Below are 17,360 nucleotides of genomic sequence, written 5' to 3' on the forward strand. Positions count from 1 at the left end.
AAAAAACGTCAACTGAAATATAATCTCGTCAACTACATTTAAAAAACAGGTTATGTGCAATTTTATTTGGCTTCCTCTAATTAAACTTCATAAAATCATCTTTTAACTTATTATAAACAAAAGATGAAAAAGCCATACAATTTCACCTTACCACCAGATTATAAGATAGTTTCTTGCGCAAAGCAAGCTATCACTTTCCCCGTACGTTATGCACAAGAAACACACTGGGAATCGCCAACGAACCAAATTTCTGAACAACTTTTTGACGGGCGCTTTGCTTATCTCTATTATTATGAATATTGGCTATCGGAACCCATGGAGATCCCTTTTGAGATTACATTGGAAGATCTCCATGTCATCTACCCTTTACTCACCGAACAATCGATTTTTGGTAAAAAGGAAAATCAGGATTTTACTTTCGAGCTATCGCCAGGTCTAGGGACTTATTTTTATCTCGTAAAAGGAAAGTATAAACTACAGCTCCCTACCGGCCATCATCTCTTGATCGGCTTCGTCATCGATGCTGGTATGTTTAGACCACCAGCCCTACAGCAGTTTAGGTTTCTCCGGCAGCTCATTCAAGCTAAAAAAGAGCGGTCACCACTGTCGATGAAGAGCATAGATTTTCGCGTTGGTCCCACGACTATCAAATACCTGCGTATGATCTTTGGCAGATTAAATCCACATACACTAAACAATGAGCATATCCTGCTCAAACACCTGATCTTTTTGATCAATCTGAGCCGCTTTAAACTACTGGAAGATGCGTATAGTGATCTTCCAGTACCGGTACAGGCCAAACAACTTCTTGCAGTCATGATTTTACATGAAGGCGCACAAAGCCGCATTGGGGAAATCGCGCAGATCCTGCATACGGCCCCTGAGGTCTTAAGCCGGACTTATCATAAATATTTCAATATGACCATTCAGGAAGAAAGGAAAAATTTGCTACTCGCACTGATCGAGCAGGTGATTGTTGAGCATGAAAAGCTCGCCGCGACTGCCGAGGAAACGGGATTCAGCGGTCATAGTGAAATGAACCGGTTTATTCACAATGCAACCGGGATGACTGCCAGCCAGTTTAAAGCAGCAAGCGAACAAAAACTCAAACGCTAGAAACAAACCAGATAAACGAAACATGAAATTTGAAAACAACAAAAAACTGAATTCAAAAATTACTCACGACATCCTCCAAGACATTTATGATGCCATTCCCGTCGCGATGGCACATCTCGCACCGGCGGGTTGGAAACTGAGCTCCTTTCATCAGGAGCTGATGGCCTGTCGCCAGGTCTTCTACAACGACTATCGCAATGAGGACACCAACCAGAACAACGGTCAGGAAGGCAACTCCATGCTCTTGGATTATACGCCATTGCAAGAAAATGAAATGAGTATGGAAGAGTACCTATACATCACCTTTCCTCCACTTCACAACGACTATCTTGAACTATTTTACATCCTGAGCTGCATATTATTGGACATCACCTTTGTCTCCAACCTATACCAGCCTGATGTACCCGGCATCTATTACTTTGACGAGATTGACCTTGAAGAAATGGTGATCCAGGTGGCCCATGAAAACGGGCAAATCAGTAAAGACTGGGCAGCCATCATGAATTTTGCTTTTCCCCCACCCTACCTGGACGATATGGAAGTACATTATTGTCTCGAAGTATTATTTTCCATATTGAAACGACACGGTTTCAAGCTCGATTATTATCATGATGAGCTGATGGGCATTGCCGAACTACAACAGCTACACGAAGATCTCTTATTTCGTGACCTTGATGCGGAGGAAAAAGAAAAGCAGCGCCAACAAGTGATAGCGGATATTTTGGAGATCCTCTATGCCTATGGCCGGACAGCGATCGATCCGCTCGACTTCCGGGCGGTCCTTGATCTATTTAACCGGCGGGCGGTTTGCCCTCTTGTGCTTGCTTACCTCCATGTCTATCATGAGTTTCCGACAGGCTACCCTTATCAACTAACGGACTATCTGTTTTGAGCTAATCATCAATAGATGCCTATCCATCAGTCAGCAATTGCCTAACGCCGGGGCAGTTAGAGATTGTAATTTAGCATTGTAAAACTTGGTAAACGGTTAACAAAAAGACTATGGAACGAAGCGAAAAATATAGACAATATGATGGAATTGCATCAGCGAATACGGTTCAAGGCGTGGCGTCACGTAGCTGGTTAGGGCGCAAATTTACTGGGGCGGTTTCGTACATCAGGAAGCATCCCCAGGAATTTGTCTTGCAGGTATTGACTTTTGCTTTGCTCTGCCTGTGGATCTATGTCGGATCGAAAAAAGTATTCACCTACACCGAATTTCGCGCATCCATGATCAGGCAGCCTTTGGCCGATCAATATGGCATTGTACTGTCGTATATCCTGCCAGCCGTGGAATTAGCCACCGGTATCCTCTTTATTTTTGAAGCCACAAAAAGAGTGGGATTTTGGTTCACGACCCTCCTGATGCTCGTTTTTTCAGGCTATGTGATCCTTGCCTTGCGCGATACCTGGGGCAGTATCCCCTGTGATTGTATACTCGAGTTTCCGATCAGCTGGAAAGCCCATCTTTGGGTCAACTGCCTGATCACAATTGCATGTATTATAGGCTTACTGCTTGATAGAAAGATAAGGATTTCGCATCAGAGGAAATTGATGACGAGGTTAGGTTCATAAAAAAATTAGCAATAGCTGTTACAGCGGAAGCTGAACCCTAGGCTGGTTCGGCGGAAGGGTACGTCTGCCAAAAGACATCGGGCTTCTCGCCCTTGATAAGCTTCACTTGCCGATCAAAAAGAGAATAACTAATACAATTTTTAAACACTAAACATCGATATGCTATGCATATGAGAAAATTCAAAATTAATGTAATGGCCTTAGTAGCTTTGGCCGTTGCAGGTGTAACTGGGGTTACATTGACCTCAGCAGGATTGAGCAAGAAAAGCTCAACTCCATGGATCGAAGTAACAACTAACTCTTCATCCGATCCCAATCAAGATCAATTGGGCGATGAGATTTCAGATCCGACAACAGGTAGTGGTCCTTGTGTTTTGACAGTTAAACCCCAACGTTGTGCTGTCCAATTCAACAATCCAAACGATCATGATCTTACAGACATGACCGTCGAGGAAGCATTGCAGCAGTCTGGTGTATCTATAGCAAAGAAAGCCTATAGACCCTAATGAAAAACAAAAAAGGGCCTTGCAATACGCAGGGCCTTTTAAGTTTAACGCGGTATCTGTATCACATCTGAATTTAGCAACACACTCTGCGGAATTGGGAAAATATATCGTACATCATTTGGATTAAGGACAAGTTCCTTTCCCTCATAGTTCCTATGTAATACAATTGCCGTTTCCTCCGATAGATTTAATCTCCGAAGATCCATCCACCTAACTCCTCTAAAAAGCAGCTCCTTTTTGCGTTCATTAAGCACAAATTTTAATGCCTCCTGCTGGTTCAATACTGGAATATACACGGTACTTTCTCGCTTAAACCTACTAGTCAGTAGCTTTTTCAAGTATGACATGCCCTGATTTATCTCCCCTTGTCTGACTAAACATTCGGCCAGTGTGAGGTAAGACTCATCAAGGGATAATCCCGAAAAATCCACGTAATTTCCACCATATGTACCTCTGAACGTTATTTTCTCCGGATCCTCCGATCTAAAAAACAGGGTTTTTCTTAGATCATTTTTATCAAAGGAATTATAAAAGACATCCGGAATTTTTGCATGCGTTTCGCTTATCAGTTCGGCATAGTCTGGCATATCATAAAATAATATTTCCGTATTTCCTGATCCATAGGATGGAAATGGAAAATTCAAATTCGGGTCAAGGCTATTGTAATTTAATAAGGTATGATCAGCCTGAATCGTCTTCATGGAATAGGCAGAAGCACTATTGTAATCTTCAAGAACGAGATAAACTCTGGCAAGCAAGGCCTGTACGGCAACTTTATCAGCTCTATAAATCGAAAGTCCTTCCTGTGGCAAAAGCGATTCTGCCTCCAACAGATCTGCTATTATCTTATCATAAGTTTCCTGAACAGTATTTCTTGCATTTTTTTGCTCAGGGTCACTTTCTGTACGCAGCGGAATTCCATAGATAGATCGTTGCTTATCTGCGGGTAATGCAGCAAATTGCATCGCCAAATTAAAAAACATTAAAGATCGCTGAAACAAGCATTCACCTTTAATACGATCATAACGTACTTTATTTGTCTCATTTCTTGCAACTTTTTGCAGCCCTTCCAAAATAATATTACAATACAATATCCTACGATATGCACCGTTCCAGTCTTCGCTTTCTGCGTTTCCAAATATATCAGGTTGCCATAAAAAGGCAGTCCTTTCGAAATCTCTTGACACGAGACCGACGGAGGCATCATGAACTTCGTACTCATCGCCACTAATCATTCCTAATGTATGACTTGAAGACTGGTTCATTGTCATTGAATTGCCTAGCAACCCATCAAAATCATCCAAGGTTGTGGGGACGGTTTGACTTTTGTCCCGTTTTAGATCCAGATAATCCGGATTACATGCCAGCAGAAACATGCTGCATAAAAATAATAGAAATGTTTTCATCTTATTAGCTCTTAAAAATCAAGTTGAAAGCCTATTGTGTAAGTTCTTGGTTTAGGATAATTAGCCTGATAAAAATCGGGATCCAATCCTGATTTGTTCGCTCTATACAGCATGCCTAAATTATTAATAGCGCCAAATACCCGGGTTTGAACATATCTGGCATTCCTCCATTTGAAGGTATAAGCCATTTGTATATTGGAAAGCCGTACAAAATCACCTTTCTCAATCAATGCCATCGAGTTTGCATACAGCGCATCCCTTCTATTATCCACGTTTGTTGGCATAGCAGGCACCATTGTAAACTGCTCATCCCCCATTTTCTGCCAACGTCGCGCATAATCACGATTGCCTATACCATTCGCAAAAAGTTTGCTGTAATCAATTGATTCTCTTCTGAGGTAAAATCCCAGTTTAAACTCGATGTTTGCATTTAGTTCGAAGCCCTTATAATTAAAGCTCTGCATCAAACTGCCTTGCCAGGGCGGGAATTTCAGCCCTACATACTCAAGATCCTCAATCTTTGCATTGTTCATATACTTCAGGTAATCCTGGTCACCGTTCGGTGTTAAGATCATTCCGTTTTCGGAACTTAGTCCACCAAATTTCCATGCGTAAAGCTGATCCAGAGATTTCCCTACTGTTGGCACAGGACTAATTACATAGCTTGAGGTCGAGACCCGAGAAGCAGCCATGTAATCCGTCACCTTATTGCTTGTATAACTCAATAGTGTGTTGACTGACCATTTAAAATCACCCTGCAATAGCAAAGCACGTAAATTGAAATCAAGACCTTTTGTGATCATGTTGGCATAATTCACTGAGTTATCGATGTAATAAGTACCGTCTACAGGACTAATTCCTGTGGTGGGGTCATACAATTTCTGCCCGATGAGATCTGTTCCTTTTTTATGGAAGTACTCGACCGAACCAGTTAGTCGCTGTTTCAAAAAGCCAAAGTCTAGTCCAAGATTTAAGATCTTTATTTTTTCCCAACGAAGATTCGGGTTGCCCGCACTGCGGAGCTGACTATAAGGCAAACCGGTCATCAGATCATAATTATTAAAGAAGGCCGAGGGCAGGGCACTCAATGCGGCATTGATATTTCCATTGACTCCATAGGTAGCCCTAACATCCAGTTGCGAAAGCCAGTTATTTTTAAGGAAGTCAAAGGCAATTAGCTTTTCCTTGGCACCCAAAGACCATAACGGTACACCTTTTTGATTGGTCTTTACACCAAAGATATTCGAGGCATCCCAACGTACGCTGCCGCTGAAACTATGTCGGTCTTGTATGGTTAATGAAGCATTTGCAAAATAGGACAAGAATCGCTCGGTGATATCCTGCATATTATTGGGCGGGACAGGAACACGGGCCGAACCGTTTGGTCGCAATTTGTACAGATTAGTATAATCGAAAGCAATCTGATTCGTCAATATATCCCTATTGTAATCAAATAAACGAAATCCAGGCAGATCTTTCGTCAGGTTGGCACTGATCTCCACTCCAGCCAATGCGCTGAGTTCATAATTAGTAGCAAACTTTTTCTGATAATTTCCTTGCAAACGAAAATTATGATTAACAATATTACGGTTGGTACCACCTTCCAATATACCACCGTATGGGATGATCCGCGTCATATCCGTCTGCGTGTATTGGTTGACAAGGTTACGTACATAATAACTGTCCTTATCGTACCAATACTGCGAGCTGTTGCTTATATTCTGGTATTGATACTTGAAATCCAGAGACAATCCGTCAAGCAACCTATAATTTAATCCGGCCGCGAGCAACAGATTCTTGCTTTGGTTTGATTTATTTAAGAGCTCACGGTCTTCCAATGGCTTAAAATCCCAATTGAGCAAGCCTGTGCTTTCAGCCTGTTCTACATATTCACGTAGATATTTATAGTTGGTTGAAGCTGCAGTGCCATCCACATTACGCAGAAAAGTATATGGAGATAAGGTTCTTGTTCCGTTCAGATTCGTCAGGTTATAACCATTATTGGCATTGTCTAACCTTGCAACCTGCACTTCTGTATTCAGTGTTAGCTGGGATGTTAACTTAAGCTCATTGGCTCCACGCAGTGTGTACTGCTGTGCTTTATTACCGATTACATTCAGTAGATCCTTATTGAAGCTACCCGAAAGCACAAAACGGTTTTTGGCAGAACCACCGGAAAGCATTAGGTTGTAACGCTGCGTTACTGCCTGACGATACAGTTCCTCCCTGGCTTCCTGCCGAATATCCTGCATTTCCATACGGTTTTTAATCTGGTCAAATTCGGTCTGATCGATCTTATTTTCCTTCAATTTGAACAAGAGCGAGACATAATCGGGCAGCATTGTCTGATTGGCTTTCTTATAATAACCACGGTCGAACAATGTTTTTTCGATCTCCATCATGCTTTTGGAATCCAGAAAATTGAGATTGTAAAAAAGGTCGGGCCGATCGGACAGGACAAGCTGAGTACCGAAGCTTACTTTTATGGCATCGCCTGCCCGTCCTTTTTTTGTTGTAAGCACAATCACTCCGTTACCGGCACGTGCCCCCCATATACTGGCGGCAGCGGCATCTTTTAATATTGTGATACTTTCAATGTCATCAGGATTGATCGTATTGATACTTCCTTTGTATGGAAAATTATCGAGGATAATCAATGGCTCAGTGCTGGACTGAATGGAACTCAGCCCCCGAAGTCGTAATGCGGGTTCGCCCACATTTTCATTGACGTTAAACTTCCGATCGAACTGGAGACTCGGTGTAATGCCTTCGAGTCGTTCAATGATGTTACCATTGGGATTAAACTGCAGTTGTTTATTGTCAATGGTATTAAACGAACCTGTTACACGACTTTTGTCCACTTTGTAATAACCCGTATTAACCAATACCTCGTCCAATTTTTGTTGACTAGCGGACAGCACAACGTTAATACGCTGGTCCCGCCCCTTTTCCAGTTCTATTACCTTGCGCTCATACCCAACCATACTAAATTGGATACGGGCGTTACTGCCCAGGAGGAAAACAAAGGAACCATCCTTTGCGCTCGATTGCTGCAGCCCCTGGGGCAATAACACAATTGACACCTTTTCTAAGGGGTTTCCGATACTATCGGATACTATCCCGGTGACCCGATATTGTGCCCATAATAGTGCTGGGAAGAGATAGATATAGAGTAAAATGATACGTTTCATTTTCTAGCAAAGATTAAGGATTAGCGATTGATTTTTTTGACTTCCGAAACGCGTAGCATGGGTACTTTTCGATCCATGATAACGATTTTCATACCGTAGCGTTTCAGTTCCTGTTGTACAGATTGTAGCTCCGTTGCCTGTCGCATAGATTTAGGGAATGCAAAAGATGCTATGAAATCTTTTGGTATATCCGTTTCGTTAATGACAGCATTTTCATCTAGCTCGAGTTGTTTCATATTTCTGAGCGGTGCAGAAACAAATAGCTGAAAATGTGGCTGATCAAAAAAGGCAACCTTTGCCTGTACAGTATCGGCAGATTGCTTTGCCGATAAGGGCTGCCGCAATAGCTGTTTTACGACCGATAATGGCCGATTTCTTTGCAGTGCAGCGTACCGCTTTCGAGGACCGCGAACAAGCTCTACTTTTAACCCAAAATGAGCAAGTATTGCCTTTTGAAGCCTTTGCTGTAAGAGATGCATAGCGTCAGCATCAGTATGCGATGCCGGTAGTTGTAGGGCATAGCTATAGTAATTGTACAACATCCAATCCTTTACTTTCAAGTCATGTGCATAGTCGCCTTGATAGCTTGGTACAGGCTCATGAAAAGATTGCTTTTGCAGGATAGATGGCGATACATTCCACTGAAAGGCCGATGTAATATCAAATAGCTGGAAGACATCCTGACGGAAAGCCTGATAAATAAGCTGGTCCAATGGATTATTGATTGAATAGATCAACATACTATCCCTGCCACGGTAAATAGTCAGGGGAACCGTAAAATATTGATCCACAAAACCAGCCATCTTAAAGCCCTTTTGATCTACCAAAAGATCTGCTTTACCATTATTCGCTGTAAACAAGGGCTTGTTTGGATCTACCGCTTTGATGGCATTGTTCTGCACCATCTTGGGCATATCTTCATGTAGGATCAATGCGATATTTTCCTTGGAGACATAGTCTGACTTAGGTTTAGCGACCACCTTCCCCTTGTAGATCCAGATCATATGCGGTAGGCTTTGGTGCGGAAACATTTTGGCCAATACCGTATCCTCGGTAATGGATCGATAGTTCCAACCAAAACGCTCGGCTATTTTGATCAGATCTTTACTAGACTGATAAGTAACAGGGATAATCTTTACTTTGGACGGATCCAATTCTTTGGAGATGGAATCCATTTTCATCAGGTAGTAGAGACAAGGCTTACACCAGTTGGCCCAAAAGTCCAATACGATTAACTTGTCACGATCGGCACTCAGATCACCGATTGATTCAGCTTTAGATTTAAGGTCAAATAACTTATACTTTTTAGTATAAAAGTGTTCCGGCACTTTATCGCCTACATATAAAGAACTCGAATCTGGCGTATAAAATTGTGCCTTTAGCATAGTTGGAAAGCACAATGAACATAAAGCAATTAAAAGATTCAGTTTTTTAACTGCTGATCTTGAAAGTAGCCCATCGGCCCCGTTGTTCTTGCGGGGCGTCTGAGCTGATAAACTAAACATAGAAACTAAGAAGTATAAGATCACAAGTACCGTGATCTTTAGTAGTTGAATATATAGCAGTGCACTGCTATTGGATTGTAGTTTTAATTTTTTCATCATTTTAGGAATTGGTATTTGATGGAGATACACGATCAAAGAAATCCGAGATTTCCTTAGTTGCCTTTAACTCTTCTTTGCTCGCTTCGAAACCCTCCGAAAGAGATAGTGGAGTCAAATCCAAATTGTTTAAATGTGCTGTCAGATAAGCAACAAGAGCTTTCAATAAGTCTAGTGAGAATGCAGAAAGCTGTTCTGAATTTACTTTTGACTGGAGTTCAATAAGATTGTCTCTGATTAGACCAATTGGATATTGTTTCCAAAAAGCTTCAATGTCTTTTAAAGGGTAATAATCAGATTGATGAACGTCATAAAGAGTTCTTTCTAACGCGAGAATGTAATTGCATTTGGGTTTCATTTTTTAAGTTTTTAGGGCATAACTTTAAACAAAATGACCCCATTACGTTAAATTAACGCATATGATGGTCCCCTTGAAAAAAGTTACGCGTGGTAAATAAAAGGGCGTCTCAAATGCGGTTATAAAACAATTACACGAGGATTTAATAAAAACGGTACCGCATCAGTTAAAGAAGTTCAGACTTTTTGTAGACTGATTTATTCCTCTCCGAACCTGAATTCGAAAAGGAATAATTATTTAAAAACTATTCCGGAGGGCAAATTTTAAGAATCAATTGATCCTTAAATACTATACTCCCAGCATATGATGAATAGAAAAGGAACCTCCCCTGCTCAATGGTTGAGCGTGAGAAACTACGCGACCATATCCTTAAATAAATAAGGGAGGCCCTATCTAAATATTTTCTGTATTCTTTTAAGCTTATAATGTTCATTCGTCTTGGTTTTCAGTTTCTCACGCTGGCACCAATGAATGACTACACAAAGATATAAAAAGAGTTAAGACTAAACAAATATGTTTATTAAAATATTTCTTTTTATCCCTTCATTAGCTTACATGGATGATAAGGAAATAAAATTCAGAAAACAGCTAGGTGCCCGGATTCAGGAATTAAGACAAGATAAGGAATTAACTCAACCTCAATTAGCCGCGTTAATTGGCTTTAAAGATTATCAAGCAATAAGTAGGATCGAGAATGGCCGAGTCACGCCATCTATCTATATTATTCATCAAATATCGAAAGCTTTGGAAGTGAAGATTGACGATCTCTGTAATTTTAAATAGCCTTATAACGAATTGATTCTGCCTTCGCAAAGGTCAGTGACAACAGCTTCCAATTTCTCAACTTTACTAATTAATTTTTTTAGATCGCTAGGTGCAATATAATAATCGTCTTTATAACGGGCATCTATATAAGCATCGTTTAAGATTTTAAACAATCTATTTTCTTCACTGTCTGTGGGTGGATATCTAAAGACTTGATAAAGATCTTCTGAGACATGTTTAGCATATTTACGATAAGCTTTAATACGGTGGGTTTTAGGCTTATATCCAGTGTATACTAATAAAACGCCACTATAAAATCTTTCTGCTGATTGATTAAGATTAAAAATCACTTCGTTCAAAGGCAAATTCCTTTTAGAAAAATCATCATACAGAAGTTTAGTGGCTTCCAAAAACCTCGAGCCACTTTTAACCCATTTATTAAAATCTTCAATAGCAAGTTCTTTTAGCTGTTCATTAGTCAAAGGCTTACTTTCGACAAAAGAATATTCTCCGCTATCATAGAGCGTTATCCCTTCTTTGACAATATCGCTAAAGAAGTATTGCCCCCTTTCTAAACCGCTATTGATATAAGAAATTGAATGTACAATCGCGCTTACCTCATTTTTAAACTTCCCTGTACGGTTATCAATCTTACTCGCAATCTCAACTTCCTCCCCTTTTTCATTATCAGATAGAACCACCAAAATATCGTAATCGCTAATATAGGTATATGTGGTTCCTTTATCGACATACTCATCTTCTACCCAATTGCCAGTAGCGTGACTTCCAAACAAAATTACCTTAGCCGGATTAGTTATATCACAGATAATTCCAACGATTTCAGCTAATTCGTCTTGTTTGTGTTGAGGTAAATGAGACAGTTGGTTCATAGGGTAAATTTACGAAAATTATGATAGAATTGATCCTGATGGAATAAAGAACATACCTATAAACGTAATAATCAAACAAATTATAACTAGTATACTTATAAACACGTATCGAATCCCTCCATTTTTATAAGTAAATGCCAGAGTTTGAAGAGCCGCAATAGCTAAACTTAAGAGCATGAACCAATTCCATATTGTTATAATAGTGGATGCTAGACTAAAATTGTCGACAGCGCCATAGACTATATTCGTTCTAACCGTAACTGTTATAAGAAACGAAAAGATTCCGAAAAGAAGGTTATACGTGTAAAATGCGGTTGGTTTATCAATCATGTTTGGTATTTAATTTAGCACTGACTCTATTTTTATACAATAGGGTATGATTATAAATCTTAACATTTCTACTTGTTGATATTTTTAGTTTCCTATAGTGCCGCCAATAAATCGTAATCACTAATATAGTTATAGGTCGTTCCTTTATCTACATACTCATCCTCTACCCACTTACCAGTAGCTTGACTTCCAAACAAAATTACCTAAGCCGGATTGGTTATATCACAGATGATCTTCACGATTTCAGCTAATTCATATTACTTCTATTGAGGTAAATGAGAAACTTGGTTCATAGGGTAAATTAACGAAAATTATGAAAGAATTGCTGCTTGTGGAATAAGTAAAGTACCTATTAAAGTGATAATCAAACAAATCTTTTGAATCACATATCATATGAAATAAAAATATCTCTGCGATTAAAATTATAACGTAATTCAGAGATTTCTTTTTTATTCGATTTGTTTAACTATATTTATCAAACCTATTTTATTAATTCCCGTAGTATCCTTAAAAGTTATGAATAAAAGAAAATCAACAAATCCTAAAGAGATAATTTTCAATAGCGTAAAAGAAAAGTTAGAATATATTCAAAAAAATTGTTTAGAACCTGTATTATTCGAATACTTACAACAACTTTTTAAAAATAAAGGTTTCCAAAATGTAAAGATCACTCATGGCAATAATGAGTATGGAAAGGATCTAGTATTTTCTAAATATGATTCTGATTTCGAAGAGGACAAGTGGTTTTGTGCTATTGTTAAGAATAAACCTGCGAAACAAAATGACTTTCTTCCTGGAGGTGAAATTGGCATGCAAATACAGCTGGCTAGTACAAGACCTTATAAAGATTTAAAAGGGATAGACAAACGTATATCGAGATTCTTTATTATTATAAATGGTAATGTAACAAAAAATTGTATTGATGTAATTGGAGACAATATATCAGATGCTATAAAAGAGAATATCAAGATCTGGGATTATCAAGATTTAGAAAGAGAATTTTCAACGAATTGCAAAGAAGAGTTCTTAGACAACAAAGAACCTATTTTAAACACGTTTATTAAAGAACAAATAAAGCAATTATCTGATATAAGTAGTTTTAACGACATATATGATCTTAAGATTGATGACATTGATGAAATATTTATAAACGTTCAAACGAGTTTTTCAAAAGAAATTAGAAAGATAAATGAATACTTAACCTTTGATGAAAAAGACAGTAAATTGCAAGAAGGGGAGTTTGATATATCAAAAGAAATAATTTCATCAAGTAAGAACTATATAATACACGGAATTCCAACTTCTGGTAAAACAATTTTATTAAAACGGACTGGATTATTGGCCTTAACGAATAATTCTGATACAAAAACAGGTGTTTTTTACCTAGATATTAATGATCAAAATTTTAACATCAACATTGATGATTTAATTCAAGAACAATATAAAGGACTAACGAGTGGCGACCCTTTTAATGTAAAAGAATTTAATAAATTAATTGTATTAGTAGATTCTGTTGATTTTATAAGTAACGAAGATGATAGATTAGAATTTCTTAATAAGATTGATGAGTTTTCAAAATCCAACTTCCACGATAACATTCAAATAATCATTGCAACACGACATCTAAATTTTGCGAAAAACAATTCGAAATTAGAAAACTTTGAAGATGTTGAAATACTCCCTTTTAATTTTAACCAAGCCGTTAAGCTTGTTAAAAAAATTATACCAAACGATAACAATAAAGCTAACACATTTTTAAGAGCTATAAAAAACAGCCTTCTTGATACTTCTTTGCAGAGAACTCCTCTATCTCTTACATTAATCGCGACTATGTACCGAGATGATAAAGTAGATTTAAAGGAATTACCCGCAAATATATTTGAGCTTTATAATAAGTTTACAGATATATATCTGGATCGTTGGGATAGTAATAAAGGTGTTAATTCACAATATAAATATGAACAATTAAAGTTGATTTTAGGATTTGTTTCTTACAGGATGCACGACGAAGGGAGAAATACTATAAGTAGTGAACTTCTCAAAGAATATTTAAATGATTTACGAAAATCTTATAGCTATGAAGAACTTGACGATGTAGATAATTTTATTGAGTATTTAAAAACTAAACGGGGTGTTATCAACTACGAAGTACAGGGAGATAGCTTTCATTTCTTCAACCATTTTTTTCAAGAATTTTTCGCCAGCCTTATCTTAGATGACGAAAATGATGACATATTAATTGATAATTTTCTGACTGAGTGGTGGGATAATGCTCAAGTATTTTATTGTGGAAAGGAGCCAAAAAAGTTTAGTTTTCATAAAAAAATACTGGAAAAAGTAATTCCTTTAAATAGTTGGGACAATATGAAATACCTCAATCAACATTCCAAATGTTTACAAGCAAGTCATGCAGTCTCTATCAGCAACAGAGAACTTGTTGCAAAAAAACTCCTCAAACAATTTAATGAATTTATAGAACAAATAAATATTGGTGCTAGAGATGAAAGTTCTGTATTTCACGGTCTTCCTTTTGTCAATATAATAAACCAATCGAGAATAATATTTAATCAAACTTTCAGTTCAAAACATATTGCTACTGAAGAAATATTCAACTACCTCCAAAACACATTAATTGAGGGAAATAAAAACTATAATCTCATAACGTTATACAATATCGCTTATTTCATTGCATTTAAAAGTCATGACGGTACTTCTTTTGAAATTTTTTCTGAGCTAATTAATGATGATGTAGTTTGGAATAGAATCTTATATGTAGATATAAACTTCTTAAAACTAAAAAAGCAAGTTGACGATAAAGTCTACTTAAGGTTGAAACGAAAAATGACTAAAAATAAATTTCTAATTCAAGAGGTGTTAAGAAACCAGATAGATCTAACCAAGAACGACCTTAAATTACAATAAATTTAATCCAATAATTTTGTTTAACAGATGAAACTTCCAAATAACAAATCATAAATTTTGATTTGTTATTTCTTTGAGTTTATAAAATCTTATTTATATTTGTATAAATTATTACCTTTTTTAGGTAATAAAAATATTAAAGAATGAAGATCACTTATTCTAATAAAATTAAAAAAAAATTTTCATCGGCGGCTGAGATCAAGAAAGCATTTGGTACCATGGCAAAAAAGGTACAAGCACGATTAGATGATATTGAGGCATCACCCAACCTCAATGTCCTCATGCAAATACAAGCTGCCAACTGTCATGCGCTTTCCGGAAATCGAGATGGTGAATGGGCTGTAAATATTTCTCCTAATCACCGGTTGATTTTTGAAATAGACAACGATCCAATTCCGCTCACCCCAACAGGTGAGATAGATAGAATAAGAGTGACCGACATTCGAATTATTGACACGACAGACTATCATTAATTCTAATTGAAATATAGATATGAGCAAGAACTTAGAAATAGAGAGAGAATTACTATCAAAACCTGGTGATACAATTTTAGAAACATTGGAATTTCTAAAAATGACGCAAGCAGAATTCGCTGAGAGGATTGGCAAAACACCAGGAAAGGTAAATGATTTAATTTCAGGCAAGGCACCTATTACAGTAAACACTGCACTTCAACTTGAAAAAGTATTAGGTATTGATACTCAGTTTTGGTTAAACAGGGAAGCTAATTATCGTGAAAAATTGGCCCGAATAGAGCAAGAGGAGTTCTTGGAACAATGTATTGATTGGGTCAAAGAACAACCTCTTAAAGAATTAAATGATTTGGGATTTTTATCTTCCAAAAAGCCTAACAGTGAATTAGCCGAAGAATGTTTAAGATTTTATGGTGTAGCCTCGCCTATTCAATGGCGGCATGTCTATATTGATAATTATGTTGGAACAGATTTTAGAATGAGCAATAAGTTGAACTCTCTCTTAAGTAATATGGCTGCGTGGCTACGGATTGGGGAATTGAGACTACGTAAATTAGAACTACCAAGTTACAATAAAGATGCTTTTAAATCTGTTTTGTTGGACATTAAAATTCTTGTTGAACAGCAACCAGAAGATTTTGCAGAACAATTAGAAAAAAAATGTAATGAGGTTGGAGTCGCAGTCATTTATTCGAAGAGTCTTTCAAAGGCGCCTATCAGTGGTGCAACAAGATGGATTGCCGGCACTCCCATAATTCAGATAACGGATCGCTATAAGACCAATGATCATTTTTGGTTTACTTTCTATCATGAGGCTGGGCATATTTTGTTACATGGTAAAAAGGACGTTTTTATTGAAGAGTTTGAGGAGGTAGCGAATGATAAAGATAAAGAACAAGAAGCTAATGATTTTGCTAGAGACTGGCTCCTCCCTGATTCCTTTTTAGAAGACATTGAAGATACTATTACAGAAGGCGCAATTAGAAAAGTAGCAAGAAAATATAATACCCATCCTGCAATTGTATTAGGACGTCTTCAAAATTTAAACAGGGTACCATTTCATTTTGGAGGAAATTTGAAAGTAAAAATCAATCTAGATTATTTCATAAAATATTAAAGTCATTAGCCATGGGGACACCTATTTATACACCAATATTTAGATATCGTCAAGAAGAGAAAAAAGTTCTGTCAAGCTTCGATTTTGGGGATAAGATATATCCATATATCGAAATATTTAAGAAACTCGAACGAAAGCATACTTCAAAGAAAAAAGCTGAACCTGAGTTTCATGAAGCCTTTCTACCTTTTCTTAAAGAAATAAAAAGTGATAGAGTCTTTATTGATCTACCGGTTCATTTGAAAGTACTCTCTAGAATGGATAAAGAAGCTTTAGTTTTTCTAAATTCTGTTGTGGGAAAAAGAGAATCAAGAACATCACACTTATTAGGTTTGAAAGCCTTACGTAGTAAAATAATTCCTGTGATAACAACATTTTCACAAAGAACTGGAGAACCAAACTCCATCATTCTACAAGAAAATGATCTTAGACCTGACTTCATTGATCTAGCATTTAGAACATCTATTCTTACTTTCAATAACGATATTCAACAAATTGCCAAAGTAGCAAGATCAACTGATTATTTATTCATTGATCTTGAAGAATACTGTTTATCAAACGATGAAGATTTAGATACAGTAAACTTTATGTTCGATTATGCTAAGACGTTTGATTTGTGCAACATTATATTTATAAACAGTGCGATACACCACCAAACAACTAATTCAGGATTAGATCATGGTAATAGAATTGAAAAGTCTGACAACTCATTACAATTAAACTTCAGATTATGGGGAGGAAATGGGTTCGCTGACTATGCGGGAATAAAGAAGGATCTATTAACAAAAGGCGGTGTGGTCAGCCCTGGTTTTATTTATTATGATGCTATAGAAAACTCTTATTATGGTTATAAGGGACTGAAAAGAGACAAACCTAAACTTGAAGACTTTCTCGACATAATAATTCCAGACGTATTAAAATCAGACGCGACAACCAGAATGCAAAATTCTACAATACAATTTCTCGACAGTGGAAATCAAGGATGGAAATTGATAAATGATATGGTAAGCGGCATTGAACCATCTAAAAGCCAACCAAAGTTTAAACGAATATCGATGCTACATTATCTCCACTGTATCAAACGCAAAATAGAGGCTGGAATTCTTTAGC

Annotated in this window: 14 protein-coding genes; 9 read left to right on the forward strand and 5 right to left on the reverse strand. The window is 37.3% G+C overall.

Going from position 1 to position 17,360, the window contains the following annotated elements:
• The first annotated feature begins 123 nt into the window (after nucleotides 1-123).
• The 4 genes from B3P16_RS06450 to B3P16_RS06465 all read left to right on the forward strand — a co-directional run bounded on the left by B3P16_RS06450 (nucleotide 124) and on the right by B3P16_RS06465 (nucleotide 3,197).
• On the forward strand, nucleotides 124-1,116 hold the full coding sequence (locus tag B3P16_RS06450) for a helix-turn-helix domain-containing protein (protein WP_286841897.1): 993 nt from the start codon (nucleotides 124-126) through the stop codon (nucleotides 1,114-1,116).
• A gap of 106 nt (nucleotides 1,117-1,222) precedes the next feature.
• Nucleotides 1,223-2,008: a hypothetical protein gene (locus B3P16_RS06455; protein ID WP_286841899.1), complete on the forward strand. Its 786-nt coding sequence runs from the start codon at nucleotides 1,223-1,225 to the stop codon at nucleotides 2,006-2,008.
• 110 nt (nucleotides 2,009-2,118) lie between these two features.
• Entirely contained in the window at nucleotides 2,119-2,691 is a 573-nt protein-coding gene (locus B3P16_RS06460; protein ID WP_286841900.1) for a MauE/DoxX family redox-associated membrane protein, read from the forward strand.
• A gap of 170 nt (nucleotides 2,692-2,861) precedes the next feature.
• A complete protein-coding gene (locus B3P16_RS06465; protein ID WP_286841901.1) occupies nucleotides 2,862-3,197 on the forward strand; it encodes a hypothetical protein in 336 nt (111 codons plus the stop codon).
• A gap of 44 nt (nucleotides 3,198-3,241) precedes the next feature.
• Here B3P16_RS06465 and B3P16_RS06470 read toward each other — a convergent pair whose 3' ends face one another.
• Genes B3P16_RS06470 through B3P16_RS06485 form a run of 4 tightly spaced genes read right to left on the reverse strand, consistent with a single transcriptional unit; the run spans nucleotide 3,242 to nucleotide 9,753 of the window.
• Nucleotides 3,242-4,603 (reverse strand): RagB/SusD family nutrient uptake outer membrane protein, encoded by a 1,362-nt coding sequence (locus tag B3P16_RS06470; RefSeq protein WP_286841902.1) that lies wholly within the window; start codon nucleotides 4,601-4,603, stop codon nucleotides 3,242-3,244.
• 11 nt (nucleotides 4,604-4,614) lie between these two features.
• Entirely contained in the window at nucleotides 4,615-7,794 is a 3,180-nt protein-coding gene (locus B3P16_RS06475; protein WP_286841903.1) for a SusC/RagA family TonB-linked outer membrane protein, read from the reverse strand.
• 20 nt (nucleotides 7,795-7,814) lie between these two features.
• Nucleotides 7,815-9,398, reverse strand: coding sequence for a TlpA family protein disulfide reductase (locus B3P16_RS06480; RefSeq protein ID WP_286841904.1), 1,584 nt, complete (start codon nucleotides 9,396-9,398; stop codon nucleotides 7,815-7,817).
• A gap of 1 nt (nucleotide 9,399) precedes the next feature.
• Nucleotides 9,400-9,753 (reverse strand): hypothetical protein, encoded by a 354-nt coding sequence (locus B3P16_RS06485; protein ID WP_286841906.1) that lies wholly within the window; start codon nucleotides 9,751-9,753, stop codon nucleotides 9,400-9,402.
• 513 nt (nucleotides 9,754-10,266) lie between these two features.
• Here B3P16_RS06485 and B3P16_RS06490 point away from each other — a divergent pair.
• A complete protein-coding gene (locus B3P16_RS06490; RefSeq protein WP_286841907.1) occupies nucleotides 10,267-10,536 on the forward strand; it encodes a helix-turn-helix domain-containing protein in 270 nt (89 codons plus the stop codon).
• A gap of 2 nt (nucleotides 10,537-10,538) precedes the next feature.
• Here the strand turns inward: B3P16_RS06490 and B3P16_RS06495 are convergent, their stop codons facing one another.
• Nucleotides 10,539-11,408: a HEPN domain-containing protein gene (locus B3P16_RS06495; protein ID WP_286841910.1), complete on the reverse strand. Its 870-nt coding sequence runs from the start codon at nucleotides 11,406-11,408 to the stop codon at nucleotides 10,539-10,541.
• A gap of 846 nt (nucleotides 11,409-12,254) precedes the next feature.
• On the opposite strand from B3P16_RS06495, the gene B3P16_RS06500 reads away from it, so the two are divergent.
• The 4 genes from B3P16_RS06500 (at nucleotide 12,255) to B3P16_RS06515 (ending at nucleotide 17,359) form a co-directional block, all read left to right on the forward strand.
• Entirely contained in the window at nucleotides 12,255-14,660 is a 2,406-nt protein-coding gene (locus tag B3P16_RS06500) for an NACHT domain-containing protein (RefSeq protein WP_286841912.1), read from the forward strand.
• A gap of 143 nt (nucleotides 14,661-14,803) precedes the next feature.
• On the forward strand, nucleotides 14,804-15,133 hold the full coding sequence (locus B3P16_RS06505) for a type II toxin-antitoxin system RelE/ParE family toxin (RefSeq protein ID WP_286841914.1): 330 nt from the start codon (nucleotides 14,804-14,806) through the stop codon (nucleotides 15,131-15,133).
• 19 nt (nucleotides 15,134-15,152) lie between these two features.
• Entirely contained in the window at nucleotides 15,153-16,250 is a 1,098-nt protein-coding gene (locus tag B3P16_RS06510) for a HigA family addiction module antitoxin (RefSeq protein WP_286841916.1), read from the forward strand.
• 11 nt (nucleotides 16,251-16,261) lie between these two features.
• Nucleotides 16,262-17,359, forward strand: a complete 1,098-nt coding sequence (locus tag B3P16_RS06515) for a beta family protein (RefSeq protein WP_286841917.1) — start codon at nucleotides 16,262-16,264, stop codon at nucleotides 17,357-17,359.
• Nucleotide 17,360 lies beyond the last annotated feature (1 nt).

The organism is Sphingobacterium sp. UBA7631, from assembly GCF_002483935.1.
GTDB lineage: Bacteria > Bacteroidota > Bacteroidia > Sphingobacteriales > Sphingobacteriaceae > Sphingobacterium > Sphingobacterium multivorum.